This is a genomic window from Streptomyces sp. NPDC006435 (genome assembly GCF_040612315.1).
Lineage (GTDB): Bacteria > Actinomycetota > Actinomycetes > Streptomycetales > Streptomycetaceae > Streptomyces.
In genome coordinates, this window is the sequence record NZ_JBEXPY010000006.1 from 243632 (window position 1) to 270465 (window position 26834).

The 26834-nt window shown below is 68.9% G+C and carries 33 protein-coding genes; 19 read left to right on the forward strand and 14 right to left on the reverse strand.

The features are described 5' to 3' along the window. Positions 1-238: 238 nt before the first annotated feature. On the reverse strand, positions 239-1012 hold the full coding sequence (locus ABZZ04_RS10130) for a DUF4231 domain-containing protein (protein WP_356931716.1): 774 nt from the start codon (positions 1010-1012) through the stop codon (positions 239-241). A gap of 572 nt (positions 1013-1584) precedes the next feature. Here ABZZ04_RS10130 and ABZZ04_RS10135 point away from each other — a divergent pair. Beyond that, complete coding sequence (locus ABZZ04_RS10135) at positions 1585-2259, forward strand: hypothetical protein (protein ID WP_356931717.1); 675 nt, start codon at positions 1585-1587, stop codon at positions 2257-2259. Between the two features lie 8 nt (positions 2260-2267). On the opposite strand, the gene ABZZ04_RS10140 is transcribed toward ABZZ04_RS10135, so the two are convergent. Then, positions 2268-2594, reverse strand: coding sequence for a hypothetical protein (locus ABZZ04_RS10140; RefSeq protein ID WP_356931718.1), 327 nt, complete (start codon positions 2592-2594; stop codon positions 2268-2270). 1050 nt (positions 2595-3644) lie between these two features. On the opposite strand from ABZZ04_RS10140, the gene ABZZ04_RS10145 reads away from it, so the two are divergent. Then, positions 3645-4034 carry a hypothetical protein gene (locus ABZZ04_RS10145; protein WP_356931719.1) on the forward strand — a complete coding sequence of 130 codons (390 nt, stop codon included), beginning with the start codon at positions 3645-3647 and terminating at the stop codon, positions 4032-4034. A 467-nt stretch (positions 4035-4501) separates the two neighbouring features. On the opposite strand, the gene ABZZ04_RS10150 is transcribed toward ABZZ04_RS10145, so the two are convergent. Next, positions 4502-5431, reverse strand: coding sequence for a hypothetical protein (locus ABZZ04_RS10150; RefSeq protein WP_356931720.1), 930 nt, complete (start codon positions 5429-5431; stop codon positions 4502-4504). A gap of 691 nt (positions 5432-6122) precedes the next feature. Here ABZZ04_RS10150 and ABZZ04_RS10155 point away from each other — a divergent pair. Then, positions 6123-6302, forward strand: coding sequence for a hypothetical protein (locus ABZZ04_RS10155; RefSeq protein WP_356931721.1), 180 nt, complete (start codon positions 6123-6125; stop codon positions 6300-6302). Positions 6303-6778: 476 nt separating this feature from the next. Here the strand turns inward: ABZZ04_RS10155 and ABZZ04_RS10160 are convergent, their stop codons facing one another. From ABZZ04_RS10160 to ABZZ04_RS10175, 4 genes are all read right to left on the reverse strand, one after another. Further along, positions 6779-7015, reverse strand: coding sequence for a hypothetical protein (locus ABZZ04_RS10160; protein ID WP_356931722.1), 237 nt, complete (start codon positions 7013-7015; stop codon positions 6779-6781). 586 nt (positions 7016-7601) lie between these two features. After that, positions 7602-7772, reverse strand: a complete 171-nt coding sequence (locus tag ABZZ04_RS10165) for a hypothetical protein (RefSeq protein WP_356931723.1) — start codon at positions 7770-7772, stop codon at positions 7602-7604. 28 nt (positions 7773-7800) lie between these two features. Next, positions 7801-8157 carry a PRC-barrel domain-containing protein gene (locus tag ABZZ04_RS10170; RefSeq protein ID WP_356931724.1) on the reverse strand — a complete coding sequence of 119 codons (357 nt, stop codon included), beginning with the start codon at positions 8155-8157 and terminating at the stop codon, positions 7801-7803. Then, positions 8154-8645: a DUF5994 family protein gene (locus ABZZ04_RS10175; protein WP_356931725.1), complete on the reverse strand. Its 492-nt coding sequence runs from the start codon at positions 8643-8645 to the stop codon at positions 8154-8156. Before ABZZ04_RS10175 ends, ABZZ04_RS10170 begins: the two co-directional genes overlap by 4 nt. 308 nt (positions 8646-8953) lie before the next feature. Here ABZZ04_RS10175 and ABZZ04_RS10180 point away from each other — a divergent pair, with 308 nt between their 5' ends. From ABZZ04_RS10180 to ABZZ04_RS10200, 5 genes are all read left to right on the forward strand, one after another. Next, complete coding sequence (locus ABZZ04_RS10180; RefSeq protein ID WP_356931726.1) at positions 8954-9544, forward strand: DUF5994 family protein; 591 nt, start codon at positions 8954-8956, stop codon at positions 9542-9544. A gap of 4 nt (positions 9545-9548) precedes the next feature. Continuing rightward, positions 9549-9746 carry a hypothetical protein gene (locus ABZZ04_RS10185; RefSeq protein WP_356931727.1) on the forward strand — a complete coding sequence of 66 codons (198 nt, stop codon included), beginning with the start codon at positions 9549-9551 and terminating at the stop codon, positions 9744-9746. 112 nt (positions 9747-9858) lie between these two features. After that, positions 9859-10125, forward strand: a complete 267-nt coding sequence (locus ABZZ04_RS10190) for a hypothetical protein (RefSeq protein ID WP_356931728.1) — start codon at positions 9859-9861, stop codon at positions 10123-10125. Positions 10126-10168: 43 nt separating this feature from the next. After that, on the forward strand, positions 10169-10444 hold the full coding sequence (locus ABZZ04_RS10195; protein WP_356931729.1) for a hypothetical protein: 276 nt from the start codon (positions 10169-10171) through the stop codon (positions 10442-10444). A gap of 223 nt (positions 10445-10667) precedes the next feature. Then, positions 10668-11867, forward strand: coding sequence for a PP2C family protein-serine/threonine phosphatase (locus tag ABZZ04_RS10200; protein ID WP_356931730.1), 1200 nt, complete (start codon positions 10668-10670; stop codon positions 11865-11867). Positions 11868-12013: 146 nt separating this feature from the next. Here ABZZ04_RS10200 and ABZZ04_RS10205 read toward each other — a convergent pair whose 3' ends face one another. Further along, positions 12014-12367: a hypothetical protein gene (locus tag ABZZ04_RS10205; protein ID WP_356931731.1), complete on the reverse strand. Its 354-nt coding sequence runs from the start codon at positions 12365-12367 to the stop codon at positions 12014-12016. 64 nt (positions 12368-12431) lie between these two features. Between ABZZ04_RS10205 and ABZZ04_RS10210 the strand changes: the two genes are divergently transcribed. From ABZZ04_RS10210 to ABZZ04_RS10220, 3 genes are all read left to right on the forward strand, one after another. Further along, a complete protein-coding gene (locus tag ABZZ04_RS10210; RefSeq protein WP_356931732.1) occupies positions 12432-13178 on the forward strand; it encodes a hypothetical protein in 747 nt (248 codons plus the stop codon). A gap of 132 nt (positions 13179-13310) precedes the next feature. Beyond that, positions 13311-13559 (forward strand): type II toxin-antitoxin system CcdA family antitoxin, encoded by a 249-nt coding sequence (locus ABZZ04_RS10215; protein WP_356931733.1) that lies wholly within the window; start codon positions 13311-13313, stop codon positions 13557-13559. Then, positions 13556-13957, forward strand: a complete 402-nt coding sequence (locus tag ABZZ04_RS10220) for a DNA-binding protein (RefSeq protein WP_356931734.1) — start codon at positions 13556-13558, stop codon at positions 13955-13957. Before ABZZ04_RS10215 ends, ABZZ04_RS10220 begins: the two co-directional genes overlap by 4 nt. Before the next feature lie 369 nt (positions 13958-14326). Here the strand turns inward: ABZZ04_RS10220 and ABZZ04_RS10225 are convergent, their stop codons facing one another. Both ABZZ04_RS10225 and ABZZ04_RS10230 read right to left on the reverse strand, forming a co-directional pair. Continuing rightward, entirely contained in the window at positions 14327-14764 is a 438-nt protein-coding gene (locus ABZZ04_RS10225) for an NUDIX domain-containing protein (protein ID WP_356931735.1), read from the reverse strand. A gap of 31 nt (positions 14765-14795) precedes the next feature. Continuing rightward, positions 14796-15848, reverse strand: a complete 1053-nt coding sequence (locus tag ABZZ04_RS10230) for an SDR family oxidoreductase (protein WP_356931736.1) — start codon at positions 15846-15848, stop codon at positions 14796-14798. Between the two features lie 23 nt (positions 15849-15871). Here ABZZ04_RS10230 and ABZZ04_RS10235 point away from each other — a divergent pair, with 23 nt between their 5' ends. Continuing rightward, entirely contained in the window at positions 15872-16420 is a 549-nt protein-coding gene (locus ABZZ04_RS10235; protein WP_356931737.1) for a DUF3995 domain-containing protein, read from the forward strand. Between the two features lie 632 nt (positions 16421-17052). On the opposite strand, the gene ABZZ04_RS10240 is transcribed toward ABZZ04_RS10235, so the two are convergent. Beyond that, positions 17053-18579: an MFS transporter gene (locus tag ABZZ04_RS10240; protein WP_356931738.1), complete on the reverse strand. Its 1527-nt coding sequence runs from the start codon at positions 18577-18579 to the stop codon at positions 17053-17055. Positions 18580-18741: 162 nt separating this feature from the next. Here ABZZ04_RS10240 and ABZZ04_RS10245 point away from each other — a divergent pair, with 162 nt between their 5' ends. Beyond that, a complete protein-coding gene (locus tag ABZZ04_RS10245) occupies positions 18742-19320 on the forward strand; it encodes a TetR/AcrR family transcriptional regulator (protein ID WP_356931739.1) in 579 nt (192 codons plus the stop codon). Between the two features lie 523 nt (positions 19321-19843). Here the strand turns inward: ABZZ04_RS10245 and ABZZ04_RS10250 are convergent. Beyond that, on the reverse strand, positions 19844-20443 hold the full coding sequence (locus ABZZ04_RS10250; RefSeq protein WP_356931740.1) for a hypothetical protein: 600 nt from the start codon (positions 20441-20443) through the stop codon (positions 19844-19846). A 492-nt stretch (positions 20444-20935) separates the two neighbouring features. Between ABZZ04_RS10250 and ABZZ04_RS10255 the strand changes: the two genes are divergently transcribed. Then, positions 20936-21223 carry a hypothetical protein gene (locus ABZZ04_RS10255; RefSeq protein WP_356931741.1) on the forward strand — a complete coding sequence of 96 codons (288 nt, stop codon included), beginning with the start codon at positions 20936-20938 and terminating at the stop codon, positions 21221-21223. Positions 21224-21429: 206 nt separating this feature from the next. On the opposite strand, the gene ABZZ04_RS10260 is transcribed toward ABZZ04_RS10255, so the two are convergent. Beyond that, complete coding sequence (locus ABZZ04_RS10260) at positions 21430-22200, reverse strand: GNAT family N-acetyltransferase (protein ID WP_356931742.1); 771 nt, start codon at positions 22198-22200, stop codon at positions 21430-21432. Between the two features lie 241 nt (positions 22201-22441). Between ABZZ04_RS10260 and ABZZ04_RS10265 the strand changes: the two genes are divergently transcribed. From ABZZ04_RS10265 to ABZZ04_RS10285, 5 genes are all read left to right on the forward strand, one after another. Beyond that, entirely contained in the window at positions 22442-22636 is a 195-nt protein-coding gene (locus ABZZ04_RS10265; protein ID WP_356931743.1) for a hypothetical protein, read from the forward strand. 89 nt (positions 22637-22725) lie between these two features. Next, positions 22726-23595, forward strand: a complete 870-nt coding sequence (locus tag ABZZ04_RS10270) for a cupin domain-containing protein (protein ID WP_356931744.1) — start codon at positions 22726-22728, stop codon at positions 23593-23595. 18 nt (positions 23596-23613) lie between these two features. Continuing rightward, positions 23614-24477, forward strand: coding sequence for a cupin domain-containing protein (locus ABZZ04_RS10275; protein ID WP_356931745.1), 864 nt, complete (start codon positions 23614-23616; stop codon positions 24475-24477). Positions 24478-24630: 153 nt separating this feature from the next. Then, on the forward strand, positions 24631-25683 hold the full coding sequence (locus ABZZ04_RS10280) for a helix-turn-helix transcriptional regulator (RefSeq protein WP_356931746.1): 1053 nt from the start codon (positions 24631-24633) through the stop codon (positions 25681-25683). Between the two features lie 190 nt (positions 25684-25873). After that, complete coding sequence (locus tag ABZZ04_RS10285) at positions 25874-26386, forward strand: hypothetical protein (RefSeq protein WP_356931747.1); 513 nt, start codon at positions 25874-25876, stop codon at positions 26384-26386. An 11-nt stretch (positions 26387-26397) separates the two neighbouring features. On the opposite strand, the gene ABZZ04_RS10290 is transcribed toward ABZZ04_RS10285, so the two are convergent. Continuing rightward, positions 26398-26631 carry a hypothetical protein gene (locus ABZZ04_RS10290; RefSeq protein ID WP_356931748.1) on the reverse strand — a complete coding sequence of 78 codons (234 nt, stop codon included), beginning with the start codon at positions 26629-26631 and terminating at the stop codon, positions 26398-26400. Between the last annotated feature and the right edge of the window lie 203 nt (positions 26632-26834).

The following is a 26834-nucleotide window of genomic DNA, read 5'->3' on the forward strand; positions in this document are numbered from 1 at the left end:
CAGATATCAAGACCGACGCCCGGTTTTCCTCTGTTCGTCCCACGCTGTACCACAAGGCTCCATACGAGCGGGGCGTTGCCGGGATCCCGTGCGAGGGCAACCAAACACCAAGCCGCCGTGGGCGACAGAGAAGGCCCATGGGCGCCCCTGAGCCGCATCGCGCACCACTGCCAGCGCGGAGCAAGCAGCCACCGGCCACTCTGCCCAAACTCTTCCCGAAGGAAGGAAACGCGCGGCCTCACCCCGCCCGCTCCTCTCCTGAGGAGCTGGATTGCTCAAGCTGCAGTTCACGCTTTCGCTGTTCCTCCTTGAGACGCTCGACGAAACCGGCATACTTCCGTAGACGCTCCGCCTCAGTAAGAGGGGATTCACCAGTACTCGCATATTCATCGAGCATGAACTGCGAGGCATTGTAGTGCTTTTCAATCTCGTCAGCAGTCGACTGCATATTGTATCCGCGCTCACGGAATTTGAAGTAGCCTGTCACACCAGCGGAAATGCCAACCAAAGCACTCAGAACCGACGTGGCGATCCGCAGGAAAAGATTGGCCCCTTCATTCATCGCCGCGAGAGTGGACGTCGCAATCGAACCGGTGATAATGATGAGCTGAAAGAAGTTGTGGACTCGACGATTATTATTCGCAGATTTTCGGTATTGGGCAATAAGGTCAAGCGATGCTTCTCGGTAGATGCGGAGACCTGATGGCGAGTCGAGAGGCAGACCGGCCGCCGCCGTCTGACGGTCCTGCAGCGCGTTGCGTAGGTCACCAGCGCGGCTAACAACGACCTTGCCGTTCTTCAGAAGCAACCAGGCCATCGCGACGACCAGCCCAACCACAACCAGAAGCCCGATATAGCGCGTGAAAACTGGCTTGGTTTGCCATAGACCGACGATGACCGTGTAACCCAGAAGACCGGAAAGCATGAAAGAGCCCAAAAGGCACAGCCAGTAAACGCGCTGGAATACCCTGGATGCCCTGAGATCAGATTCAATCTGATCGAACTCTCTCACTCGGTTTCGATATTCCTCCTGAAGTAGTCGCTCCTCCGACTCCGACAGAGGCAAGCCAACACCACTGAGATCAGTTGTCACGAATCCACACCCCTCCCATTTCTCAGGGTAAGGGAATTACGGGGCTCGGGTGCTACAACGGCAAGATGAACGATCCCGTCACCCCTCCAATCCAGCTTGCTCCAATCGCCCATTGGCCGATACTCGCCCACCCGAGCAGGCAGTTCCCCGCGACTGAACAATCAAGGCCGAATTCACCCCTACCCTGAGAGTGAATGATCGAACGCATTTCCAAGATGACAGTGGTGTCGAAATCACTCATCAACGGACTTCAAGGTGTCGCCCGCCCGTGGTCCTCGCGAATTCTTCCGCAGAATTCGCTGCACCCCGCGCCGCCTGCAGCGCCAGCATGCCCAACGGTAGATAGAAGGCGAACGAGCCCCGGCCGATGGTGGCCCTACATCGCGCAGGTGCTGGCGCTGGATCCCGAGGCAATCAACCTTCCGAAGACCACGCCTGCGGCGTCCCGCACAAATACCGTTGCATCAGTCCTGCACCTGGGAAGGAGCGACGTGAAGCGTCGGGAGTTCATCCTCGCCTCCAGCGGATACGCGCTGTCCACACTCGGCCTGCCCGACATGGACAGCATCACCCGCCGGACCAAGACCGTCCTTCCCGGACCCGTTCGCGTCGGCCAGGACGAGGTGGCCGCCGTACGCCACATAGTCAAGGCCCTCGGCGACTCCGCCCCCGAACTCGGTGGCGGGCTCGCCCGCCACCTGGCCGTCCGCTACCTCACCAAGGACGTCACCCCCTGGCTGGAGGGCCACTTCACCGAGGCCACCGGCCGCGACCTGTTCGCAGCCATCTCCCAGCTCGTCCACCTCGCCGACTGGATGGCCCAGGACGAAGGCGACACCCCGGAACTACGCGGACTCGCCCAGCTCCACTACGCGCACTCCTTCCGCCTGGCCGCCGAAGCCGGTGATCCGGAGCTGTCGGCGCCCGCTCTCCGCGGCCTCGCCGTGCAGTGCGCCGACCTCGGCTACCGGGCCGAGGCCGTCCAGCTCGGCAAAGCCTGCGTGGAGTACAGCCGCGACCTCGACAACCCGCGCGCCGTCGCCTACTACGAGGCCACTCTCGCCAACGCCGCCGCCCAGGACGACGACCGCCGCACGGCCACCAGGCACCTCGCCATGTCCGAGACCGCCATCGGCAAACCGGCCGCCACGCCCGGCGGCTCCTGAGCCGCCCACTACTCCCCCGGCCGCTGGGCCCACGAAACCGGCTGATCCTCCTCCGCCTCGCCCTCGACATCCACGGCCTCGACCGCCGCCGCACCCGCGCCATCGTCCTCGTCAACCTCGGCGGCGTCCGCCTGCGCCAGGACGATGTCGACGGCGTCATGGCCACCTGGCGCGACTTCCTCGACTGCACGGACGGCATCCGTTCCGTGAAAGTCCAGGCCGCCCACCAGGACATGCACGTCCGCCTGCGCCAGTACAGCAGCGTTCCAGAAGCTCAGGAGCTCCGCGAGCGAGCGGCCCGGCTCTCGGAGTGACGGCCGGAACAGGCCTGGCACAGGCAGCGGCTCACGCAGCCGTGGCCATCCGCTTCTAACCGGCATGAATGGTCTCGTAGCGCTGCCAGACTGCACGCTGTGAATGACTTACTCCCAAGCATCGTCAGATGGATGCTCCGCCTCGGCATAGTCGCAGCGGTGATCTATTTCTTGGCCCTGGTCGACAACGCCGCCGCGCGAACACGGTGGGGCAACCGATGGCGTCGCTGGGTGTCGCTTCCCTTCCGCCGCTGGGTCGCAGCCCCTGCGCTAGCGCGGTGGAATACAGCCGCCGATGCAGCCGCGATGCGGCGGCTCTCCACGGCCTATGCGGATCTACCTGGCGTCGTACCGAGTGTGCCGACCCCGGCCCACCGATTCATCACCGCAGCTGTAGTCACGTGGTGCCGGGCCGCACCTGCCGCGATCGTCACACACCTGTCATTCTTGGCGGCTCTCTCGTGGGCACTTGTCAACATTGGCAGTATTTCCAGATGGATCTCAGACGTCCTGCGCTCGGCTGGGGAGGTTGCAACGGGCCACCGTCAGCCCTCTCGTCAAGCTGCCGCCCCAGGAAGCAAGGCAGAGGAACTCGATCCGATCTCCTCCCTTGTGGCCGGGGCAAGATCCTTGGTCGGCTGGGTGTCCAGACAGCTGGACCCTGCGGTCTCTCTAGCCGCCGACCCGCGGCACCCGAAAATCGAAGGCATCATCACAGCGGTCGTACTGTCGCTGCTGGCACTTACGCTTGCAACGGCACTCCGCCCCCTCCTTTCCAACGTCAGCGGCCTGCGCAGTCATCCATCACGCCCTGGCCAGGTAACTGTTCGCCAGCGTCGTAGGCGTCCCGACCCCCACCTCAGTCCGCCGCCCCAAGCAATGTCCGGGTTTCGGCAGTACGGATCAGTTCTTGTCCTGCTTCAGTGCATCGAACGCGTGGGTTCTGCACACAAGCGCTGGGAAAGCGGTCCACTACTCGACGCGCCTCGAGTTGCCTTCCCTGACGCAGAGCAGGTCATCTGGAATGCGTGGAAGACCCGGCATACCAATCTTCGGAGGCCGCTTCGGCGTATGCATAAGGAGCACGCTGCACAGGTAGTTGCCGTCCTGCGTGCAGCGGAGTCACGGCAGCACGTCGAGACCGACACGGGCAAGGTCCTGGAAGACATCGCTCTCATCCTGCTGACGATCACTTCTCGGTACGCAGAGGGACTGACCGCCGAACTCCTGGGCCCTGACCGCCTCGAAGGGGTCACACCGGCTATCAACTTCGGCTGGGCGCGCATGCTCTTGTTTGGCGCTGTTGCTATCGCTGCCGGAGCTGGATGCGAGCTAGCAGGTGTACCGGCAGGGGTGGCCACCCCTCTCGTCGGTGCGGTGCTCCTCCTGGGAGGCAGGGCGCTCCTCGGCTACCGGCTTGGCGCAGTCGAAACCCTCGATCTGTTTCGGGGGGCCAAGTGACGGGCAACCCAACTCCTGCAGCTGACCGTTTGTGGGAGTAATCCCACGCGCGGGCACCCCACCAACCACGCCCATCCGCAGACGATCCAGGCGGTTGACGTCGCTTCTGCGGCAGCAGTACGACGGCGTGCCCCAACCGTGCCCTTCAGGACGGTCACCAGCGGTCAGATCCGGATCCCGAATGACATCCGAGAGACACTCGCCAGGGCCAATCTGTGCAGGTCAGACACAGTGTGTGCGCTTCGCGCAGTAGATTCCCAAGCTCAGAGCGCGAGTTCGATTCTCGTCACCCACTCCACGACGAAGGCCCTGGTCGGAGACCAGGGCCTTGTTTGCGGTCGACATCGCGCGACGCGAGACCCGCCACCGCAGCCTTCGGCTTCCACACATTCGTCGCTGCGCCCATCGCGAAGTCAGCGTCATCGAGATGGTCAACACCAGGAACCCTGTTCATCCCGCCTGAGCCATCATGGGCCCGGCTTGAAGAGCTCGAAGACGGGCAGGTGGCTCGCCCAATTGCTGCCAAACAAAGCCATGAGTATCAACACAGACCAGGCGGTTCCCGCGGCAGCCATCGCCATGTCCGGCAGGCCGAGGAAGGCCAACCCGACAACGCCTCCAGCGATCAGCACAACTGCGGCGGCTACCCGTAGCAGCTCTCGGTCGCGGACCGGCTTCTTGCCCTCCAGCGAAGGCTTGGGGAGGAGCGCTCCAATGCATCCGTCCACATACTGTTCGGCGATCGTCGCGACCAAGCCGGCGATCTCGCTAAGCGCTGCGGCCTGGGAGCTGTGATCCAGAGCAGCTTCCGCCTCGCGCAGCTTGGCCACCACCTGGCCAGCATGGGCCTTCAGCTCTCGCCGCCGGGGAGACAGGAAGGCGACTGTTCCCGAACGGCGATGCGCTCGCATCACGTTCCCTTCGAGACGGCGCAGCGCGGCCCCCACAGCGAAGAGCTTCTCCGGCCGCTGAGCGTGGCTGGCGCCATGCGCTTCCGCGCAGGCTCGAATCGTTGCCCTGCACGCCAAGGTGAGCTGGTTGCGGGCGAACGGAAGACCGGCGCCTCTAGTCTTCACACACAGCTTCATGAGCAGCGTGACCAAGATGGCCCAGGCTGCCAGCCAGTGCCAATGTGGCTCCCGCCCGCGGTAGAGACCCAGCACAATCACGAAGTACACGACCACGACGTACGCAAGCATGACCGCAGCAAGCATGAAGAAGAACCACGGGAGATCCGCTGCGGACGCGTGTCTGAGAGCAACCTTCATTCGCGGTGGGATGGGCCACCATCCATATCCCAGCCGATCAAGGTCACCGCGAAGTTCAGCTACCGACTCGTCGCCCCAGCCCCGTACACGCCGTCCCCACCGCGCCCGTAACGAGATGTTCAGACTCATGACCGCGAGCATGCCACCTGGCACCGACAGCGGCGGTACGTCACTGGCGCCGACCGCAGGGCGCCATAGCCGAGCAGGAAGGAAGGGCGTGCCACAACGTGCCAGTAGGGGCAGTAAACAGCGGTCAACAGCAGGCAGGGAAAGACGCCACCCACATTGCTGGTTGGACTTATTTCCGCAGGTCAGGGCCCAATTAGCGGCCCGAGCACCAGGGGATTCCCAAGCTCAGAGCGCGAGTTCGATTCTCGTCACCCGCTCCACGGCAAAGCCTCAGGTCAGCGACCTGGGGCTTCTGTTTTGTCAAGGCCTATCAGGGTCGCCGGCACGGGACTCGGGGTCACCGATGACGCGACGGCCTGTGCTGAGCTCGGGGACGGCCCTTCCGGCTCCGGACCGATGTCGAGGTCGACGTCTGCACGGCGGAGCTCGGCCGGTTCCTCTGGCATGGAGGCGAAGACCCCCAGCCCAAGACCGGTGGGCCGTCCTCCTCACCGACAAGCTCCGCTTCAACCGCCCGCGAACCCCTCACCGCCGTCCGCGACGCCTTCCCCATTTGAAGGGATGGCCGCCTCCGACGCCGCCACATCGGAACGGGTGTCACCCGTGTGCCTCGCTTCGCGGTCGACCTGATCAAGACTTGGCTGCCGGTGACCGTCGGCAGCACACGACCACCTGATGAGCAGGGGATGTTGTGACACGACAGGTCATTCCGCACGACGTCAGGGGCACCGGCTCCGAGCGAGCCCTCCTGCTCCACACCTGGTGGTATCCGAATGCTCAGCTGGAGGTGCTCCCGGACACGGGACACTACGCACCGGAGGAGTCCCCCGAGGCCGTCGCCGCGGCCATCGAGCGATACCTCGGCCGCTGAGGGTTCAGGATCGGGCTGTCGGGTCGGCGGTGGCACCGACATACCTGCGCGAACGCAAGTCCTGTCGAATGCAGGCTCTCCGCGTCTGTACGAAGCCGTCGAAGGCAACCGCCGCCTCGGAGCCCCGGGGCGGAAGCCGCGGAACGACCTGCGCGTCCCGGAGGAAGACCCGGCCGCCGCCTGCACCTGCCTGGCCGGCGAGGGCCTGATCACCATCGACCGGAAACCGGGCAGCACACCCGCGACGGCCTCCCTCACCCACCAAGGAATCCGCCGTATGGAGGCCGAAGAAGGACGCGGCTGAACCGGACCGCCCGATGGCCCGCCTTCCCTCCCGACCTGTCCGGCCCGCGGTCGTACAATGGAACATGGATCGAGCACGCTCACGTGTGACGATCCGGAAGGGCGGCCTCGGCGGAGTGAATGCGCTGGGGCCGTTGTGACGACCGCCGCCATGAGGCCCGCGTGGCCCTACGTCATGTCGCCGCCCGGTGCCGGTGACCCACTTCGCGCGCGAGGTCCAGTCCGAGGACGCGGTCGAGGAAGGCGAACGTCTCGAACTTGGCACCGGCCGGGACGTCGGCACGCGTCACCACGGTGTCAAGCGTCTTCAGGACGGCGGGGACGCCGAGATCATCGGCCAGCACGTCATGGGCGTACCGCAGCACATCGGCGGGGATCGGCCTGGACGGCGCCTGTGCCCAGTCGGCCACCAGCCGCCGCCAGCGTCCGCAGGGCCTCTTCGAGCGCAGTACCGGTAGGCGTGGCCGAGCATCAGCATCCTCACGGCCAGCGGATCGGTCCCCTCCGGGACGACGGCGTCCAGGGGCCCCGAGGCCAAGAGGCGGGCACGGTCCGGAACGTCCCGTTCCGGGGATGTCGGGCCGACCTGGCCCACGTCGACACGGACCCCGCCCAGCGCGTCCTGTGCGGCGGCCCCGTACGCGTGGACGTGTACGTCGACAGCGGCGCGGAGCGTTCCGTTCGGATGGTGAACACCGCCGGTGGCCGGCGGTGGACGCCAAGAGCGGACATGGCGCGATCAAGCACCTGGGCTTGCTCATGAGGCAGGTCCGGCGTGGTGAGAAGGGTGCGGGACTGCAGACCGTGCAGCTCTCCCGTACGCGCCAGTACGTCACCGCCCAGGAGCGCCCGCAGGTCCGTCATACCGATCCCGGCGTCGCTGACCGGCAGGTGGACGCAGATGCTCAGCAGATGGCGGCGTACGGAGGGAATCCCCACGGGGCGGCCGGTACGGGTGTCGACGATACGCAGCATGATGCGGAGACCGGCCCCGAGTCACCGGAGCGGGCGGTGGCGGGCGGAGCGGCGGGTGCGCAGGGCCATGTAGAGGAGGTCTGCCACGAGTACCGCGATACCGATGAAGAGCAGGAAGAGGAGTCCGTCGGCGACGGCGCCGATGAGGCCCAGGACGATCGCGACGATGATCAGGGCGAGGAAGAGTGCCATGGGGACCGCCTCCCCAGCAGTCGAGTGCTCAGCGTCGGGCGAGTTGGCGTTCGCCGTTCGCACCGGGTTCGTAGTCGAGGCCGTAGCGGCGGAAGACGGCTTCCTCGTCCTCGAAGGGCGGGACACCGTCCGTGCCGGTGGAGGGGCTCCGCTTCACCAGTCTCCTGTCGTGGGCGACCCGCACGTACCCCGGCCCCACCGTCGCCCCTTCCAGGGGGACGAACACCAGGCGGTGCCGGGTGGGCAGGCCGACGCGGACCGTGGCCATGGCCGGTTCGTCGGCGCTGGTGTCGACGTAGACGGATTCCAGTTCGCCGAACTTGTGGCCGCCGGGGTCCACCACGGCCTGGTTGCGCCACTCGCGGATGTCCGCCGTCTGAATCATGCCGCTCCTCCCTGTTCGGTCCCCGGTGGGAGAAGCATGGCGACGAGGAGCTCGGTGGCCTGCGTGATGTTGTCGGCGTGGACCGCGCGGGCCATGACCGCGCGGGCGGCATCGGGCTTCGTGTCCGGCGGCACCACCATCAGCGCGAAGTGGTCCTTGTCGCCACGGGTGATCAGGACGGTGTCGTCGCCGACGGGGAACGAGTCGAGGTGGACGACCCGGTCGTCGATGACCAGCCGGGTCGGAATCCCGTCCCACGCGGCGGCGTCCAGGCCGACCCGGGTGATGGGGCCGAGGTGCTCGGCCAGCGCGGACACCAGCGCGGGAACCTCTTGCTCCACGTCGCGGGTGCGCGGCCACCACGCCCCGTCGAGGACACCCTGCCGGGAGTGCGTCGTCTCCAGCCGGAGCAGCGCCGTACCGGGCCGCACCGCCTGGTGGATCTCGTCCGGCAGGAGCAACGGGGGCGGGATGTCGGAGTCGGTCATGGTGGATCCGCTCGTCTACGGGTGAGGTACCGCGGCCCGCCACGGCTGCGGCCGGGAGCCACGGCAGGCCGCCGACGGGGCGACTGTGCCGTCATCTCACGGTAACCCCGGCTCCCGCAGGTCCGCCCGTCGCCGCACACTCGTCCGCACGAATCGGAAGCACATCCCCGTATCAGGCCGAAAACGGGCTGATCAGACGTACCCTGGAAATACCGGAAGTACTTCGAGCACCAGCTTCCACGCAGGTGTCATTTCCGGGGAACACAAAAAGCCGGGCTGCCCGCGGGCAGCCCGGGGGCAGGTCCGCCATGACCACCACCCTCGACAGGACTGCGAACCGCGCCCTCACCCCAGGACTTCCGGCCCGCTTGTCGCTCACCCCGAAGACCACCCTCGCCGGTCAGCTCGACGGCGCTTGGTGGCCCCGTTCCCGCGACCTGGCAGCCGAGCTGCCGGCACTGGCCGACGCCCTCGAAGGACGCTGGGGCCGCATCACCCGCGTCCTGGTGAACCCAGGCCACTGGCCCGTCGTCCCGCACAAGGTCGCCGTCACCGGCCATGTACTGCACGTGGGCTGGTTCACCGAGCAGGACCCGGACAAGGTCATCCTGTTGTCCTACACGACCGGTCGCTGCGACCTGCTCGTGATACCTCCCGAGACCGAACCCGCCTCCGCGGCCCGGCTGATGACCGCCGCTGCACTCCCCGGCAGCATCCTCACCGCGAGCGCGCTGATGTCCGGCGAGGCCGCGATCGGCCGCCGTATGCGGGAGGCACGGAGCAGCGAAGACGCCTGGGAGACCGACGGCGGGGCCGCCCCGGCGCCCCAGCCCCACCCAGTGGCGCACCCGGTCGTCGGCGCGCGGATGATCCCGCTGCCGGGACGCACCGGGGGGTGAGGACGTGGAGACCGTGATCACGCTCGTGGCAGCCGCACTTCTGATCGCGCTCGGCACACGCCTGATCCACCGGCTCAACGCCCAGCACGACGCACGCATAGCGGCCCACCACTTCAGCGACCCCTACCCCTCCCCCGGCCACGGCAACCCCAGGCCGCCCGAGCGAATCGCCGATCGTCGGCCTACGGGCACCTGGCCCTGACCTGCCTGACCTCAGACCACTCCTCCGACCGAAGGCCGCGGGTGGGGCACCCGACACCCGGGACAACCCACCCGCCGGCCTCTCGCCTTTGTCCCGAACGGAGCACGCCGTCTTGGACCCCACCGAGAACGAGCCCCTGCCGCAGGGGGAACACGCCGAGATCCGTATCGTCTCCGCCACCCCCGAGGCCGCCCGCGCGGTCGCCGAAGTGATCCGCCGGTGCTTCGCCGGATCGGAGCAGCGCAGCTACCCCGTGCCGGGCGGCGGCACACGGCTCCACCTCACCGTCGACACCGAGACCGCCGCCGGACCCGCCCGCACCTGGCTCGCCACCAGCAGACAGCCCACCGGCCCCGGCCCCCACCCCGAGGAACCCTGACCGGCCACGAACGACCACCGCACGACGACAGGACCACGCGGCCATGGCGACACTCCACGAGCGGCAGCGGTACCGTCGGCAGATCCTCCAGGCCCTCTACACGGCCGCCGAAGGCAACCGTCTGCTCGGCATCACCGGAGCCGCGCTCAACCACGACCTGCGCATCCCGGAGCAGGACCTCGCCGCCGCCTGCTCCTACCTCGCGGGCGAGGGACTGGTCACCGTCGACTGGGAGCCGGGAAACACACCCGCGATGGTCTCGCTCACCCACCAGGGCATCCGCCTCATGGAAGCGGAGGAGGAGGAAGAGGGCGACTGAGCGGGTTCGCCTCCGGACCCGGCGGGTCGGCCGCATGCGGCCGGTGCCCCCCGCCCGGTGGCCGGGTGGCCGGGTGGCGTGACCTGCCGCCGAGAAGCATCCTGGAGGCCACGTCTCTGGCGCGGGCCGTTCCGGTACCCGGCCGCGGCGCGGTCGCGGCACCCCACCCGCCCCGTACGGCAGGACCGGGCGAGGTCATCGCCGCTCGGTTGGAGGCAACGGGATGACCGTCGGACCGCTCGGAGAACCCGATCGCTCGGAGAGCTTCGGCGAGGCGATCCTGGGAACGATCCTGGACCGGGCACACGAGCTGCCACCTCACCGGGTCGGGCTGGTCGTCGCCGAGACGGTGGGCCGGCTGAGCGGCAGGAATCCGCAGATCCTGCTCCAGGACTATCAGCAGCAGAGGCTCGTTCCCCTGCTCTCCGAAGGGCTGACGGGCGGCGAGCCGCTGTCCATCGACGGCTCGGATGCCGGCAGGTGTTTCCTCACGTCGCTCCCGGTCGAGCTGGCGATGACCGACGGAGTACGCGTCCACGCACCGCTGCTCGACGGCGGCGACCAGACCGGGGTGCTGGCCGTCACCCTGGACACGGTCGACGACGACGTCCGCCGCATCCTTCGCCGGATCGCGGGCCTGGTCGGCGAACTCCTGCAGACCAAGAACGGCTACACCGACCTCTTCTTCCGCACCCGCCGCAGCGAGCCGATGAACGTCGCCGCGGAGATCCAGTGGTCGCTCCTGCCGCCGCTGACCATGACCATGCCGCGCGTCGCCGTCGCCGGAGTCCTGGAGCCCGCCTATGACGTGGCCGGCGACAGCTTCGACTACGCCCTGAACGGCGGCACCCTCCACCTCGCCATGATCGACGCCATGGGTCATGGCCTGGACGCGGCGACCATGGCGACCGTGGCCATCGGCGCGTACCGGCACGCCCGCCGCATCAGCGTCGAGCTGTCCGAGATCTACCTCTTCATGGACCGGGCGGTGGCCGAGCAGTTCGCCCCCGACCACTTCGTCACCGCGCAGATGCTGCGGCTGGACACGACCACCGGCCGTCTCCAGTGGGTCAACGCGGGACACCCCGCCCCCGTCCTGATCCGGAAGCACCGTGTCATGGGCCGCCTGGACAGCCCCACCACCCTCCCCGTCGGCTTCGGCGGAGCACAACCACAGGTCAGCGAGGTGACGCTCGCGCCCGGGGACCGGATCCTCTGCTTCACCGACGGCCTGGTCGAGGAACACGAGAGCGGGCAGGAGCAGTTCGGCGAGGACCAGCTGATCGACTGGGTGAACCAACTGGAGAAGACGGACCGAGGCGTCCGCGCGGTGGCACGGGACCTGTCCCACACGCTCAGGCGAGCCCGCGGCGAAGCCACCTCGGACGACGCCACTCTCGTCCTGGTCGAGTGGCGCGGCTGATCCGCCGCCGTGCCACAACGTGCCAGTAGAGGCGGTCAGCAGCGGACAACAAGGGAGCCGAAGAGACGGCGAAGAAGCGGCGCCGGGCTAGCGTTCCCGCAGGTCAGAAGCTATTTTCGGGCCCAAGTGCCGGGTGATTCCCAAGCTCAGAGCGCGAGTTCGATTCTCGTCACCCGCTCCATGAAAAGCCCCAGGCCAGCGGCCGGGGGCTTCTTTGTTGCCTGGATCGTTGCAGGTATCGCGTGCCTTGTCCGTGCCAGATGCCTGGCCGTCCACGGCTTCACGCCGGGCCTGCACGAGTTGATCGAGGCCGGCCGCAACCTTGCGCTGCCGCTCCAGGCGAGAAAGGCCGACAGAACGACGAACCGCATATGCGCTTCCGCCCTGGCGGCCCCTTCAGCACGCCTGCCCGTGGTCAGCTCCGCGGCCCGCCCGGCGCAGACGGCGGGATTGTTCAGATTGATGCCGCTCCAACAAAGTTCAGCCCCTTCCTGGTCCAAGAGGTCCGTCCGCACCGCCGTAGACCATGAGAATTGCATCCGACGTCTGGTCTAGGTTTCGCCTGTGAACCACAGCCGCTCCCACGCCGACGAACCCCGCGAGCCCGGCTTGCCGCCGTACCAGGTAGTCCTGTCGGAGACTGATTGGGGTTCGCTCGAGACGCCTTTTGGGAACGGTGAGGACGTCCCCCAGGTCCTCGCACGACTACTGACGCCCGACCCCAGGGTCCAGGTCAACGCTCTGTCAGAGCTAGGTGAGATGGTCGGCCACCAGAACACGATCTACGAAGCCACTGCCCCCGCCGCCATGTATGTCGCCGGCATTCTCACCCACCCGGCGGCTTCGACCCCACGGCCCTATCGCAACGTCCCTATGCGCGCGGAGCTGTTGAACTGGTTGGCTTCCACGGCTTACGACGCCTCCGACGAGATTGTGGGCCGCACGGAGCAGTACTTCCCTGGCTTCCTGGCCCCCGGCACCATCGTGGCGTCCTTCCGGGACCTGCGCCCGATGCTCTACCAGGCGGTCTCGTCCTTCCTCCGAGACAGCCACGAGGACGTGCGCGAAGCCGCCGCTGTCGCCGCGCTCATCCTCGCCGAGCACCCCGCGCTCGCCGTGCACCGCGATCACCTCGCCGTGCACGCGCGCGTCATCCTGGACACCAGCGGCAACGGGCCCAACCGGTGTGTTGCCCGGAAGGCCCTCAAAGCATGGGGCCACGAGGTCCCGGCCTCTGAGCCTTTCATGGAGGAGCCGTGGGACCGGGGGCCACACAGCGACGGCCGCGGCGATCTCGAACCGCCCTTCTGACAGATACACGGATTGCCCGCGGGCCGGCATTCCCGGCGCCGGCAGCCGCGCCCTCCAGTCGCCGGACCTTGACCGTAACGACCGGTGCCGCAAGCCCAAGCCTCCTCGCGCATACTCCAGTATGCTCGGCGTATGTCCTCAACGACACGCATCACCGTCACGCTGCCCAGCGACCAGGTGGCAGAGCTCCGCAAGCTCACGGACAACGTCTCCGGCTACGTGGCGGAAGCCGTGGCCCGCCAGATCCGGCACCAGCTCCTGGGCGACGACCTCCGCCGTCACGAGGAGGACCACGGCCCCTTCAGCGATGAGGAGCTCGCCGAGGCACGAGGGAAGATCTTCGGTTCCGCCGGCACCTCCGAGGGCGCGGACGCCGCGTGAGCGAGCGCATCGAAACCGTTGTCCTGGATTCGGAAGGGCTCTCCGCCTGGATCGCCCAGGACCGCAAGCTCCTCGCGATGCTTCAGGTCTTCCACGACATGGGAGCCGATCTGGTGATCGGGGCCAACACCATCGTGGAAGTCACCCACTCCCGCACTAACATGCCTCGCCTGAACTGGGCTCTGTCCCGCGTCAAGGTGGAGCCGGTCACCGAGCAGGCGGCGAAAGCGGCGGCTGAGCTCCTCAAGGGAGCCGGACTGCACGGGCACAAGTACGCCATCGACGCCACGGTCGCCGAGGTCGCGCTCCGCCAGCCGAAGCCCGTCGCCCTGCTGACGTCCGACAGCGATGACATGACCAAGCTCTGCGGCAGCCAGGTTCGCGTCATCCCTCTCTGACCAGCCGGCCCGCCCGGATCGCGCGTCGCACTGCCGGCTCTCGTGCCCTACCCGTGCCCAGCAGAGGGGACAACAGCGGTCAGATACGGCTCCCAGAGGCTGAGAGCCGCCGACCTGACCAATTGGAAATCGCAGGCCAGAGCCCCTGCAGCAGCCCAGGAACCGTTGATTCCCAAGCTCAGAGCGCGAGTTCGATTCTCGTCACCCGCTCCATGAAAAAGCCCCAGGTCAACGACCCGGGGCTTCTTTGTTGTCTAGACCATTTTCGTGGCGCGTGCCATTCGCGTGCCACAAGGGCCCTTCTGCCCCTCGTCAACGGCGAACTTCAGCACTCCGGGGCGAGCACTCCACCCCTGGCCCATAGGGGACTCAGAGCGATGTCCCGCCTCCGAGGCCTCCGGCACCGATGGCTCCCCGCAGGACGTGGGCGATCTCCTCGGGCTTGAGGCCGATGCCGTCGATTCCCTCCACGGTCAGCGGGATCTCCTCCAACGCGTACTCGCCACGGCCCTCGGCGCTGAACTCGGGACCGGTGCGATCCTCGAAGGACCAGGTCGCGATGCGGGCGAGGTAGAAGAGCTGGCGCTCGTCGTCGGACTCCATCGTGTGGAGGAGGCGGATGATGTCGGCCTTCCCCGCGATCTCCTCGTGGATCTCCCGGTGGAGGGCGGCCTCCCGGGACTCGTCGCCGGGTTCAACGCCACCGCCGGGCAGGACCCAGTACACGGGGGTGCCGGGTCTAGTGCGGCGGATGACCAGCATCGTGTCGTCGGGGGTGACGAGGACGGCGCGGACTCGTTCGATCATTTCGGTTCGTCTCCTTGCTTGTTGACGGTCTTCAGTGCAGCAGCCAGCCGCCGTCGACGTGGACGGACTGCCCCGTGATGAACGAGGCGGAGGGGCCCACGAGAAACGCCACCAGGGCCGCGACATCCTCGGGCCGGCCACGGCGCGGGACGCACTGGCGCTTGATCTGGTCCTCCGGCCGCGCACGGTGCCGGGCGGGGAGGGCGTTCTCGGCCTCTACCTGGATGGCGCCGGGCATGACCGTGTTGACGCAGATCCCGTACGGGCCCGGTTCGCGGGCGAGGGAGCGGGTCAGGCCCAGCAGCCCGGCCTTCGCGGTGCTGTACGCGACAAGGTTCGTCCGGCCGGCGCGGGCGTTGACGCTGCCGATGTTCACGATCCGGCCCCAGCGGCGTTCGGTCATGCCGGGAGTGAGCACATGGCAGGTGCGGTAGTGGGCGGTGAGGTTCACGTCGAGGGAGTGGTTCCAGGCGGTCTCGTCGGTGTCCTGCCAGGCGACGCGGGGGTAGGAACCGGCGTTGTTCACCAGGATGCCGACGGGTCCGATCTCGGCGCGGACGAGGTCGGCCATGGTCTGGACGGAGCCCGGATCGGTCAGGTCGGCGTTGACCACGGTCCCGGGGCTGCCTGCGTGTTCGAAGGCGGAGAGCAGGGCGTGGGCGTCGGGGTCCTGGCCGAGGTGGTTGACCGCGACGGTCGCTCCGGGCCGCGGCGAGCGCCCGCCCGATCTCGGCGCCGATGCCGGTGGCGCCGCCGGTGACGAGGGCGTTGCGGCCCTGGAGCGGCCGGGTCTCGGCCTGCTTCGGACCCGGCGTCGGAAGGTCCGGCGTTGTCCGGCCCGTGCCGCAGAGGACAGACCAACAAGCCGGACACTTGTCGTACCGATCGCCCCGAGCCCGGCAGAGCCCGACCGGTTCGGCGGGCTGCGCTCCGGGGCCGCCGGCACAGTCCGAACCGGGCTCCGTGTCTGCCGGGCATCACCGCCCCCTCCGCACTCGCCGTCATCACCGCGATCAGTCGGCCTCCCCCGCGCGGCGGAGGCCGCGGCGCCCCAATGGGTACCACCGGGTGAAGCCCTGCCCATGCCGCTTGGCACATGCTCATGCCATGACCGCTCAGGCACCCCCCGCAACCGCCCGGCCGGCCGCCGCCCCTCTCGGTCAGGCCGCCGCAAGGGCCGCCACCGCGTGGTCCGTCCTCTTCGGCGTCTTCCACTTCTACTGGGCCCTCGGCGGCAGCCTCGGACTCGGGGACGGCGCCCAGGCGAAGGCCGGGCTTACCGGCGGCATGCTCGCCTACGACCTGGTGGTGGCCGTGCTCTGCTTCGTCGGCGCCTGGGTCGCCCACGAATTGGGCAAGGTTCCCGCCCCACGGCTCCTGCTCCCCCGCTGGATGTTCCTCACCATGGCCTGGACCGCCACCATCGCCCTCGTCGCCCGCGGTGGCATCGGCGTCGCCGACGACATCCTGCGCTCCACCGGCGTCCTCACCAACGGCCTGAGCGGCATGACCATCCAAGACGTGTACGGAGAACCGCACCCCTCCACGTACACGATGTGGTCGATGCGCGTCGTCGACGGCTTCTTCGTCTTCGGCGGGCTGGTCTTCGGGACGGCCCTGCGGGGCCATCTCCGGCACGCCGGGAAGGACTGCTGAGTCGAACCGCCCTGCACCTGCTCCCACGCCAAGCACGCCACTGTCCCGGCCCGGGACGGTGAGCAGCGGTCGACACCGGTGCTCACCGGGAGGGGCCGCCGAGCTCCGGTAGCGACAATTTCCCAGGTCAGAGGCCATCCTCTGGTCATAGTCCTGGGTGATTCCCGAGCTCGGAGCGCGAGTTCGACTCTCGTCACCCGCTCCACGATGGAGGCCCAGGTCATCGACCCGGGCCTTTCTGTTGTCCGGAGGGAGCTTGATCAGAGGTGGCAGCCGATTTCGAGGCCGTCCTCGACGGGGAATGCGGGTGGGCGCGAGAGGGTGCCCGGTGGGCTCCCAGGAGAGGCTGCTGGTCGCGGTCGTGGTGGAGGCGAAGAAACTGCCGCCGATGCCGAGAACGGGCTTCGGCGTCCTGTGGGGCGACGGAGGCGGAGCAGCCGACAGGCCGGGCTGCTGCCGGTCGCCTCAGCGATCGCCTCGGCGGTGACGGCCTCCTCGGCGACCGCAGGAAGGCGCGTCCCTGCGGGTTGGGATCCGGGCCGATGGCCGGAGGGACATCGCCCTCCGGGGCGGGCCGACTCCGGACGAGGCCGAGAGGTGCGGCGACAAATGCACGCACGGGCGTGTCCCGGTCACGAGGCCGGTGCCGGGGCGGGTGGCGTGGGGCCCGGCTGTCGCGGGGCGGTCCGGTGGGCGCGGCGGGTGCCGACGACGACCAGGGTTCCGGCCAGGAGCACGACGAGGGCCGCGGCACGCAGTGCGGTGTTGGCGCCGTGGGTGAACGCTTCGGTGACGGCGGTGCGGTCGGCCGGGGCCAGCGTGAGCGCTTCCTGCACCGTGCGCGGGAGCGGTGCGTGTCGGCTCAGGTCGGCGGGCAGGTGGTGGGTGAACCCGGCGGTGAGGATGGTGCCGACGACGGCCACCCCCAGAGCGCTGCCCAGTTCGCGGGTCGCGGACTGCAGACCTCCGGTGATGCCCGCCCTCTCCACCGGCAGGGCCGAAGCGATCTGAGCGGTCAGGCAGGGCGCGGCCAGCATGATGCCGAGCCCGATGACGAACAGACCGGCCGCGTACACGGGGTAGGCCATGGTCGAGGCGTACGAGAGGCCGAGCAGGCCGGCGCTGGTGAGCGCGAAGGCCGCGGAAAGTGTCGCGGGGACGCCGATGCGGCGGATGAGCCCGGGAACGTATCGGGTGCCCACCAGGAGCGGGACGGTCAGCGGGATGACCCCGAGCCCTGCCTGCAGGACGGAGAAGCCGCGCCCGTACTGCAGGAGTGAGGCGTTGACGTAGAAGAGCCCGAAGCTTCCGAAGAATGTGATGGTCATGCCGAGGCTCGCGCTGCTGAGCGCCACGCTGCGAAACAGCCGCGGGTCGAGCATGGGATGGGGGACGCGCAGTTCGACACGCACCCAGCACAGGCTCAGCAGAATGCTGCAGGCGAAGGCGACGAGGACGACCGTGCTGCCCCAGCCCAGTTCGGGCCCTTCGATGATTCCGATCAGCAGTGCCACGAAGGCCGCCACGAACAACAGCGTGCCGGGCAGGTCGAGGGTGCGATCGAGCCGGGCGCTGCGCGGTGCGGACCGTGCCACCCACGCCAGGCAGCAGACCGCGATGAGGGCGACCGCCTCGAACAACGTGCGCCAGGAGCCCGCGCTCAGCACCGCGCCGCCTCCGACGTTGCCGACGACGCCGCCGATGCCGGTGGCCGCCGCCCAGACGGCCAGCGCGTGAGGGCGCCGCTCGGGGGCGGTGGCGTGCAGGAGGACGCCGACGCAGTTGGGCAGGACGCACGCGGCGCCGAGGCCCGTGATGGCGCGCCCGATCAGCATGACCGCCACGTTCGGCGCCATGGCCGACACGACGGCGCCGAACGCGAATATCCCGAGCCCCGCCATGAGGACGCCCTTGCGTCCGAGCTTGTCGCCGGCCGCACCGGCGGGGATGACCAGGCAGGCGAAGATCACGACATAGGCGTCGACGATCCACAGCAGGTTCGACGAGGTCGGTTCCAGTGAACTCGCGGCCAGTTGCGGCACTGCCAGGTTGATCGCCGCAACGAACCCGACGACCAGGGCGGTGCACACGCTCACGCAGGCGAGCACCGGGCCGGACCGCCGCGCCGGGCGCAGGGCGCCCTCCGGTATGGGAGCCATTCTCGATTCCTTCTGGGATTGCAGTACACGGAGCACGGCCGGACACCGCCCGGCAGGCCCTTCCCGGGACCGGGCGGGCGAGGGCCGGACACTCATTTACGAGTCACCGTGCACCGCAAAAGTAACACATGCGAGACACCGTGCCTCGTATAGAGTGGCGGCATGGTGGATGGAAGTGGCCGCGGACGGCCCCGCAGCGAAAGCGCACGCGCCGCCGTGCTGCACGCCGTCGACGACCTCCTGGTCGAAGTCGGGTACGCGGCCCTGACCATAAAGGGCATCGCCGAGCGGGCGGGCGTGGGCCGTCAGACCGTGTACCGCTGGTGGTCGAACAAGGCGGAAGTCCTCTACGAGGCCAGCGCCATCGACGCCCGGCACGAACTGTCCGTGGCCGTCGGCGACGATCCCCGCAAGGACCTCAAGGCATATCTCGACGCGCTCGTCACCTTCTTGTCCCGCTCCCACGCGGGCACGGCCTACCGAGCCCTCATGGGGGAAGCCCAGCACGACGCGGACGTCGCCGCGTTGCTCGCTTCCCGTGACATCCTCGGGGAAAGCGCGGCGGAGGTCGTGGAGGCGGCGCGGAAGTCGAGCGGCACCGCCCTCTCGCTCGAACAGGCGACCGCGCTCCTGATCGGCCCGCCCTTCTTCCACATCCTGTCCGGGCGCAGCGCGGACGACATCGACACCGAGCAGCTCGCGGAGCAGTTCGTGCGCACCCTGAACCATCCGGGGGCATGAGGCGCCTCGGGGCGCGAGTTCGGTTCTCGTCGCCCGCTCTTGGCCGCGGCTTCTCCGGGCCGACGACGACCGGCGGCGGTCCCGTCCCGGACCGGGACCGCCCGGCGTTCACCCGTACGCGGAGGAAGCCACGCGTACGCGAACTGCCGCGAGTGCGGGTGCGGGTACGGGTACGGGTACGGGTACGGGTGCGGAGATCACGACCGGTTGCCGGACGACGATGCGCGTTCGGCCGTCGGGCGGAACCGGCGCGGAGGCATCCCGGTGGTCGTGGACCGGGCTGCCGTCTCCGCTGTCTCCGCCGTGACCGTCGTGACCATCGCCCTCGGTGCCGCGACGCCCGGACGCTGTCGCTGCGGAATCCAACTCGTGCCCACGCAGAACGCCCGGCTGGAAAACTCCAGCCGGGCGTCTGACTGCACTGCTGACAACAGCCGCTCGACCAGCGGGTTGCTAGCCCTTCTCGAATCCGTCAGCGGGATCGGACCCATGCATCCGGCGTGGTCTCCGGGCTGCCATCGGGTCAGATCGTCGGCGTGTCGTCGACGATCTCCTTGTGCGGCTCGACAACGAACTTCCAGCCCTCGCTGGGCTCCAGGAACCGCACTCGGGTCGGGTAGATGTCCAGGGCGCGGCGATCGCGGTTCTGGCTGTTCGCGTTCTTCCGCGCCCGGGCCGGCTCCTCGTACAGGTCGACCTTGACGTCCGGCACCGCGACGGCTTCCTCGCTCCAGCGCTGGACGACTCCCGCACCGAACGCTTCCCGCGCGGCAGAGTAGAGCGCCTCCAGGGATTCCTTGTTCCCGCCGGGCACGAAGAGGGCGAGGTTCAGGAGGACGCCGGCACTCTGGAGGACCTCGATCTCCTCCCCCGCCTTGTCGGCAACCCAGATCCCGGCCTCTTCAGCATTGTCCGGGAGGACGTGAATCTCCTCACCGAAAACCGTCCTCGCGACGAAGGAACCTCCCTCGAAATTTTTGCCCGGCCCCGTGAGAAAAGCCGGAGCATAGCAGTCGAGAGGAAGGTCGCCCGTCCCCGCCGAGACGAAGATTTCGTCCTGGGGACCCAAGCCTGAAATCTCCTCGGCCGTAAGACGTCGAGCCGTAACCTTCTCGGTGTTCACGCCATTCCCCTTTTAATCGCGGCGTCCTGTGAATTCATCGAAACTCTACCACGAAAATGATCGGCCACTTCCCATTGCGCATGGCCTCGCCCCCATGGCGACAGAGGCCGACCTGGGAGAAATTCCCCCCGGGAGAGCGGAGGACAACCCCTCCTGCATCACCGAAGAAACGCAGCACTCATGAAGGAATACGGAGACGCCCGGAAGACGCCATCCCGATTCGGTACTGCTTTCAGTAAAAACACCGGCCACCGGGGTCAAGTCGGCCGGGCATCCGACGCCGGGACCACGCGAGCCAAGGGCCACTCCCTGCTCCTGACGGATCGGCGCACGACTCAAACACCGCAACCTCGCCGACCTGAACGAGTTCAAGTCAGTGGACTTCGAAGATGGAACCATCGTACCCGTGCACCGAGTCCCCCGACGGGCGGTACCGCCTGCACACCATGCCCGCCAACTCGACCCCGGTCGGAATCCGCAGAGAAGATTTCAATGGACGCACATTTCAGAAATTTCATCAGATTGAACCTGGACCTCGAGCGAGGATACGAGGCGAATGGAGACCTGAAGTCCACTTTGTTGAGCTTCAGTGATTCCTACGTGGATTTGATCCGCACGGGATTCGAGGAGATCATTTCAGACGACTCCTTCGGGCCGACCGAATACGAGCGACTGACCGATATCGAATTCCCAGACAGAGAAGCACTTCAAGCGTACCTTCGCGACATGTACAATCATTTGTTCAATGATGCGCCGGAGCAGCCGCTGCCGCCCGGTTAGCCGAGTGCGGAATTCGGAACCCTTTTCCGGGTGAAGGCCGACACCACGGTGGAGCGGAGTGGAGCCGACTGGATCGACGACACGGAACCCGCCGCCCCCGCACTCGACGAACAAGCAGTCGTCGAGCTGCGGCGGAACCCGGACTGCTGTCGGGGAACGGCTCCAGGAGCCGGGACTCCGTACGAGGGCCGTCGGCCCGGGCGGTGTCACCGGGCGGAGGCCCACCAGGTCGAGGTTGCCGCGGCCGTGTACCCCAGGGACTCGTACAGCGGCCTGCCCAGCTTCGAGGCGGTGAGCGTGTTCGGCAGGCCCGCCAGGTGGGCGAGGGAGCCGAGCATGACGGCTCTCCCCACGCCGCGCGACCGGAAAGCCGATGAAGTACCGACCCAGTAGTGGCTGCCGACGCCGTCGTCCACGACGCTGACGCAGGCTCCCGCGGCCACGCCTTCGTGCAGGGCGACGAACACGTCCACGCCCGGCTGCTCGATCAGCGTCGTCGGGAACAGTTCGCCGGGGCGGTGGGGCTCGAATCCGGTCAGCCCGAAGCTGTCGATCACGATCCGCTCGGCCGCCCGGAGGTCCTCGGGCCGTCGTACCCGGATCACGTCCGGTGCCGGCTCGTCCACGGGACCGGGCAGGCGCAGCATGACCGGCATCTGCCAACTGCGCATGCCCAGGTGGCTCAGGTCGGTGGTGCTGAACGGGTCCTCGACGTTCGCCGGGCCCGCGGCCCGGCGAACCAGCTCGCTCAACTCGGCCAGTTCGCCCGGTTCCAGGCCGGGCTCCTGGATCAGGAGCCGCAGGCCGGCCCGCTCGCCCCCGTCGACCGCGACGAATCCACGGCGCCGGACCACCTCGTGCCCCCGGCATCGGCCGACCGCGATCCAGAAGGCGGCGGAGTTGCGGGACTGGCGCAACGGCGCCTCGGCCGGGGCCACGGGCGCGGACGATTCGACCGATGCAGATCTCGTTGTCATCAGCCCCACGGTAGTGCGCAGTCGGCCCATCGCATGGGCCACTTCCAGGCGGGCCGACTGGGCCACCTCCGGGCCGGCGGCCCCACCGGGCGACGACGTCTCCCGGGCCGGGGGTCACGGGAGTGCGGGACACGGGGGCGCGGGAGCGGGAAATCGTCACTGTCGGTGACGGGGCGGGGCGGACAGGATTGAGATCAGTCAAGGGGAAACGCCCCGCGACACTGGATCACCTGGAGATGACATGGACTTCTCGCAGAACACCGACGCTCCCGTCAAGACCGGCACGAGCTTCTCCCGCAAGGCGGCGCTGGGTGTGGCCGCGGCCGCGGTCGTCGGGGGTGCGATCTTCGCGCCGAGCGCCTTCGCCGGCGAGTCCGCGCCGACCAGCCACTCGGTCCAGGCCGGCTGCGGCGAGTGCTACCCCGACGTCATCTGATCCCGCTTGCCCGACAGTCTGCTGACGGGGCCGCCATCCACCGCATGGGCGGCGGCCCCGCAGCCGGGCCGGAACAAGGAGAGTGAGCCGTGGACTGGCTCGAACGCTGTGTGACCGACGCGGACCGCTTCCTCCGTACGCAGTGGCGCCAAGGGCCCGTCCTGCTGCGGCCCGCCGATCCGCCGATCGATGTTCTCGGCCTGGAGGACCTGGACGAGCTGCTGGACTCGGGGACCCTGAGGGTGCCGTACGCCGGGCTGTTCACCATGGCGGGCGCGGTGCCGGAGGCGGCCTACTGCCCGCCGCGCGTGGTGGCCGGCCGGTACCTGGAGGGCTGGCTGGACGCGGAGCGCGTGCGTGCCCTGATCCGGGACGAGCAGGCCACCTTGCAACTGCGCTACGTCAACCACTGGTATCCGCCGGTGCGGGAGCTCACCGCCGGGCTGGGACGGGAACTCGACCGGCTCGTCGAGGCGTTCCTCTTCTACTCGCAACCCGGGCGCTTCGGTGCCGTGCACCGCGACGACGGCGACATCCTGGTGCTGCAGCTGAGCGGTACCAAGCACTGGAAGGTCTACGCGGGCCCGACGGACGGGAACTGGCAGCCCGTGCGGGAGGACGACCCGGGTGAGCCGCTGCTGGACACCGTCGTCCGCCCCGGCGAGGTGCTGTACGTGCCGAACGGCTACGCCCATACCGCCCAGGCCACGGCGGACGGCCCCTCGCTGCACCTGACGATCGTGCTGCGCGAGGCCGGGGCCGGCCACCTGCGGACGGAGCTGCAGTCCTTCCTCGCCGAGGGACTGTCCCTGCCCGCCCGCCCCCTCGACGACGAGAGCCTGACGGCGACGGCCGCCGCCCTGCTGGACCACGTACGCGACCGGCTCGACGCCGCCGATGCGCCATCCCTCGTGCACAGCGCCCGCCTGCACGCCTACAGCAGCCGTCCCACGGCCTGAGCGAGAGTGAGACCGACGATGGACTGGCTGGCCCGATGCGTGGGCGACAAGCAGGAGTTCTTCGCCTCGTCCTGGCGGCGTGCCCCGGTCGTGCTGCGGCCCGGGAGCCCACCGGTGGACGTGGTCGGCACGGCCGAGCTGGACGCGCTGCTGGACGCGGGGCTGCTCAAGGTTCCGTACATCGGCCTGGTGCACGCGGACAGCCATGTGCCCGTCGAGCGGTTCTGCACGCCGCGGGTGGTGCTCGGCGAGTTGGTCGAGGACTACGCGGACGCGGAGCTCGTGCGGCGCCTGGTCGAGGAGGAGCGGGCCACCGTGCTGCTCCGGTACGTCGACCAGTGGCACCGGGGCGTACGGGAGCTGACCGCGGGGCTGGGCGAACAGCTCGGCCGGCGGGTGGAGGCGTTCTTCTTCCGCACCCCGGCCGGCACCCAGGGCCGTCCCCTGCACCGCGACGACGCCGATGTCCTCGCGGTCCAGATCAGCGGCGAGAAGCGCTGGTACATCCACGCCGGACCGCGCGACGGCAACTGGGAGCCGGCCCGGGAGGACGGCGATCCGGGCGAGGTGCTCCTGGAGACCGTGCTCCGGCCGGGCGAAGTGCTGTACCTGCCGCGGGGGTTCGCGCACCGCGCCGAAGCCGTGGGGGACGCGCCCTCCGCGCACCTGTCGCTGACCGTGCGCGAGGCGGGCACCGCGAACCTGTACGCCGTGCTGCAGGCGGTCCTCGCCGACGGGGCGCAGATCCCGGGGCGCCCGCTCGACGACCGGGCACTGACCGAGGCCGCCGCGACGCTGATCGAGCACCAGCGCAGCGCGGTGGACGCCCTGACCCCCCAGACGCTGGTCGCTCTCGCCCGTGATGCCATGCACGCGGCGTGACCTCTACTCGCACAGCCCCCGATGCCTCGCGCTCGGGGGCTGTGCGTCTGTGTGTCTACCTGTCCGATGATCTCTTCTGCCATCCTTGGGCCGGGCATCCGATCCGTCGGCGGTCGGCATGATCTGCCGGGTCCGGCGGCGAAGGGGCAGAGGGTGACGGTGCGGGAGGAATCGGGTCCGTTCGACGAGGCCCGGGGGTTGGGGGAGACCGACCTGGCCGTGTACGGCTGGGTGCTGGAGCACCGTACGGGCGGGGCGGAGGCCGTCGCCGAGGGCGTCGGGATCGCCGAGGGGGAGGCCGGGGCGAGCCTGGAACGGCTGCTGCGGGCCCGGCTGTTGCATGCGCAGGACGGCTCCGGCGGGACGCGGACGGTGTTCGCGGTGGCGCCCGAGACGGCACTGGCGCAACTCGCGGCGCCCGTCGAGGCGCGGATACGGGAACAGCAGGCACGGCTCGCGGAGATGCGCGAGGACCTCGGGCCGTTCGTCGCCCGGTACCACCAACGGCACGCGTACGGCGAGGCGTTGGAGCTCCTGGAGAACGTGCAGGACGTCCGCAACACGCTCAACCGGGCCTCGGACCGCTGCCGCAAGGAGGTCCTGACCAGCCAGCCGGGGGGCGGAGCACGGGTGCCGGAGGCGATGCGGGAGGCGCTCGTACGGGACCGGGCGATGCTGGAGCGCGGGATCCGGCTGCGTACGCTCTACCACCACACGGCCCGCTTCAACGGGCCCAGCCAGGCGTACGTGGCCGCCGCCTCGGCGCTGGGCGGCGAGTACCGCACCGCGCACGAGTTGTTCGGCCGGCTCATCGTGTTCGACCGCGAGGTCGCCTTCATCCCGGTCAGGGACGACAGCTGGGGCGCCGTCGTCATACGGGAGCCCTCCACGGTCGCGTATCTGTGCGAGATCTTCGAGCAGGCCTGGGACCGGGCCACCCCGTTCGCCGACGCTGCCAGCCAGGGGCTCGAAGAGGTGTCCCGGGAGATCCACGAGACGATCGTCCGGCTGCTCGCGGCCGGGCTCAAGGACGAGGCCATCGCCCGCCGGCTCGGGATGTCGCTGCGTACGGCACGCCGTCATATCGCCGACATCATGGATGAGTTGGGCGCCGCGAGCCGCTTCCAGGCGGGCGCCCAGGCGGCTGCTCAGGGGCTGCTGGCGGCGGGCACCGGACCCGGGGAACAGCCGCGCCGCCCGGAGTGAGACCGGCCGGGGACGCCGTCGCCGACCGGCCGTGCGGGGTGGTGTCGCGTGTTCCCGGGAGCGGGTTCTCGTGGCTGGCCGGGGGGCACCCTTCGGCGCGATGCTGGTCGTGCGGGCCGACGCCGGCCGTACGGCCCCGCGCCGGGCACCTGAACGGGCGGCGTGGCGAACGAGGAGCGAGGGACGGGGCATGGACGGCGAAGAGACCATGACGCCGCTGGCGGGGGCGGCGGCTGCCGGGCCCCGTGCCCCGGGCTCCTCCCGTCGTCTCCCCCTGCCGCCACCGGGCACGCCCCCGGGGGTCCTTCCGGAGGAGTCCGGGTTCCTCAGGGAGTTGGTGCTGTTCCTGTCGGTCCATCTGGACCGGGCACCGGGTGTGCTGTGGCCCGAGCACGAGCATCCGGGCCTGAGCGGCCCGGAGTGGTCACAGGTGCTCGAAGGGCTCGCCGCCGAACTCGGCCCCGGAACCCCCGTGGTGGCCCGGAGCGGCGGGACGGACGATCCTGCCGCGCACCGGGTGGTCCATCAGTTCGAGGGGGCGGGGACGTGGCGTCTGTCCGGCGCCCGGGTCGGGAGGGGCGCGGAAGGCTTCCGATTCCGGTTGCGTCCGGGGGAGGTGCTGTACATCCCGGCCCGTTGGTCCTGGTCGGTGGAGCTGACGCCGGGTGCGCGGTACGTGCTCACCGCCCTGGCGACCGGCTAGGTCCTGCCCGGTCAGCCGCCCCAGGAGGTGTCGCACGTCTTCATTTTGCCGCCGTCGTCCGCCTGGTCGCCCGTACCGGCTGCCTGGTCGCCCGTACCGGTCGACTGGTCGCCCGTACCGGTCGACTGGAGGACGATGCCGCCGCATTCGAGCTCACCGTCGGCGTACGCGGCGGGAGTGGGCTGGAGGGCCAGCAGTGCGGTGGCGGTGGCGGCGGCAAGGAGCAGAGCGAGACGCTTCAGCATGTTTTCCCCCCGGGGACATGACGGGCCCGCCCGTCGAGCGGGCCTGGCGCGGTATCTGGTGCGTGTGCGGTGTGCGGTGTGCGGTGTGCGCTGTGCGGACAACACTGGCGCAGCACGGTGGCGTACGTACGGGAGCAGGCCCTTCACCAACATGCGTGACCGCTAGGTGAGGGGTGCCCATACCTTCGTGAATACCCCCAGAA

Coding starts and splice junctions, on each gene's coding strand:
- ABZZ04_RS10290 (WP_356931748.1), bottom strand. CDS start 26,631: ATGCTGAAGCGTCTCGCTCTGCTCCTTGCCGCCGCCACCGCCACCGCA.
- ABZZ04_RS10145 (WP_356931719.1), top strand. CDS start 3,645: ATGCATAAGGAGCACGCTGCACAGGTAGTTGCCGTCCTGCGTGCAGCG.
- ABZZ04_RS10235 (WP_356931737.1), top strand. CDS start 15,872: ATGACCGCTCAGGCACCCCCCGCAACCGCCCGGCCGGCCGCCGCCCCT.
- ABZZ04_RS10150 (WP_356931720.1), bottom strand. CDS start 5,431: ATGAGTCTGAACATCTCGTTACGGGCGCGGTGGGGACGGCGTGTACGG.
- ABZZ04_RS10170 (WP_356931724.1), bottom strand. CDS start 8,157: ATGATTCAGACGGCGGACATCCGCGAGTGGCGCAACCAGGCCGTGGTG.
- ABZZ04_RS10175 (WP_356931725.1), bottom strand. CDS start 8,645: ATGACCGACTCCGACATCCCGCCCCCGTTGCTCCTGCCGGACGAGATC.
- ABZZ04_RS10225 (WP_356931735.1), bottom strand. CDS start 14,764: ATGATCGAACGAGTCCGCGCCGTCCTCGTCACCCCCGACGACACGATG.
- ABZZ04_RS10240 (WP_356931738.1), bottom strand. CDS start 18,579: ATGGCTCCCATACCGGAGGGCGCCCTGCGCCCGGCGCGGCGGTCCGGC.
- ABZZ04_RS10200 (WP_356931730.1), top strand. CDS start 10,668: ATGACCGTCGGACCGCTCGGAGAACCCGATCGCTCGGAGAGCTTCGGC.
- ABZZ04_RS10265 (WP_356931743.1), top strand. CDS start 22,442: ATGGACTTCTCGCAGAACACCGACGCTCCCGTCAAGACCGGCACGAGC.
- ABZZ04_RS10285 (WP_356931747.1), top strand. CDS start 25,874: ATGGACGGCGAAGAGACCATGACGCCGCTGGCGGGGGCGGCGGCTGCC.
- ABZZ04_RS10260 (WP_356931742.1), bottom strand. CDS start 22,200: ATGACAACGAGATCTGCATCGGTCGAATCGTCCGCGCCCGTGGCCCCG.
- ABZZ04_RS10245 (WP_356931739.1), top strand. CDS start 18,742: ATGGTGGATGGAAGTGGCCGCGGACGGCCCCGCAGCGAAAGCGCACGC.
- ABZZ04_RS10275 (WP_356931745.1), top strand. CDS start 23,614: ATGGACTGGCTGGCCCGATGCGTGGGCGACAAGCAGGAGTTCTTCGCC.
- ABZZ04_RS10255 (WP_356931741.1), top strand. CDS start 20,936: ATGGACGCACATTTCAGAAATTTCATCAGATTGAACCTGGACCTCGAG.
- ABZZ04_RS10165 (WP_356931723.1), bottom strand. CDS start 7,772: ATGGCACTCTTCCTCGCCCTGATCATCGTCGCGATCGTCCTGGGCCTC.
- ABZZ04_RS10230 (WP_356931736.1), bottom strand. CDS start 15,848: ATGGGCAGGGCTTCACCCGGTGGTACCCATTGGGGCGCCGCGGCCTCC.
- ABZZ04_RS10195 (WP_356931729.1), top strand. CDS start 10,169: ATGGCGACACTCCACGAGCGGCAGCGGTACCGTCGGCAGATCCTCCAG.
- ABZZ04_RS10215 (WP_356931733.1), top strand. CDS start 13,311: ATGTCCTCAACGACACGCATCACCGTCACGCTGCCCAGCGACCAGGTG.
- ABZZ04_RS10180 (WP_356931726.1), top strand. CDS start 8,954: ATGACCACCACCCTCGACAGGACTGCGAACCGCGCCCTCACCCCAGGA.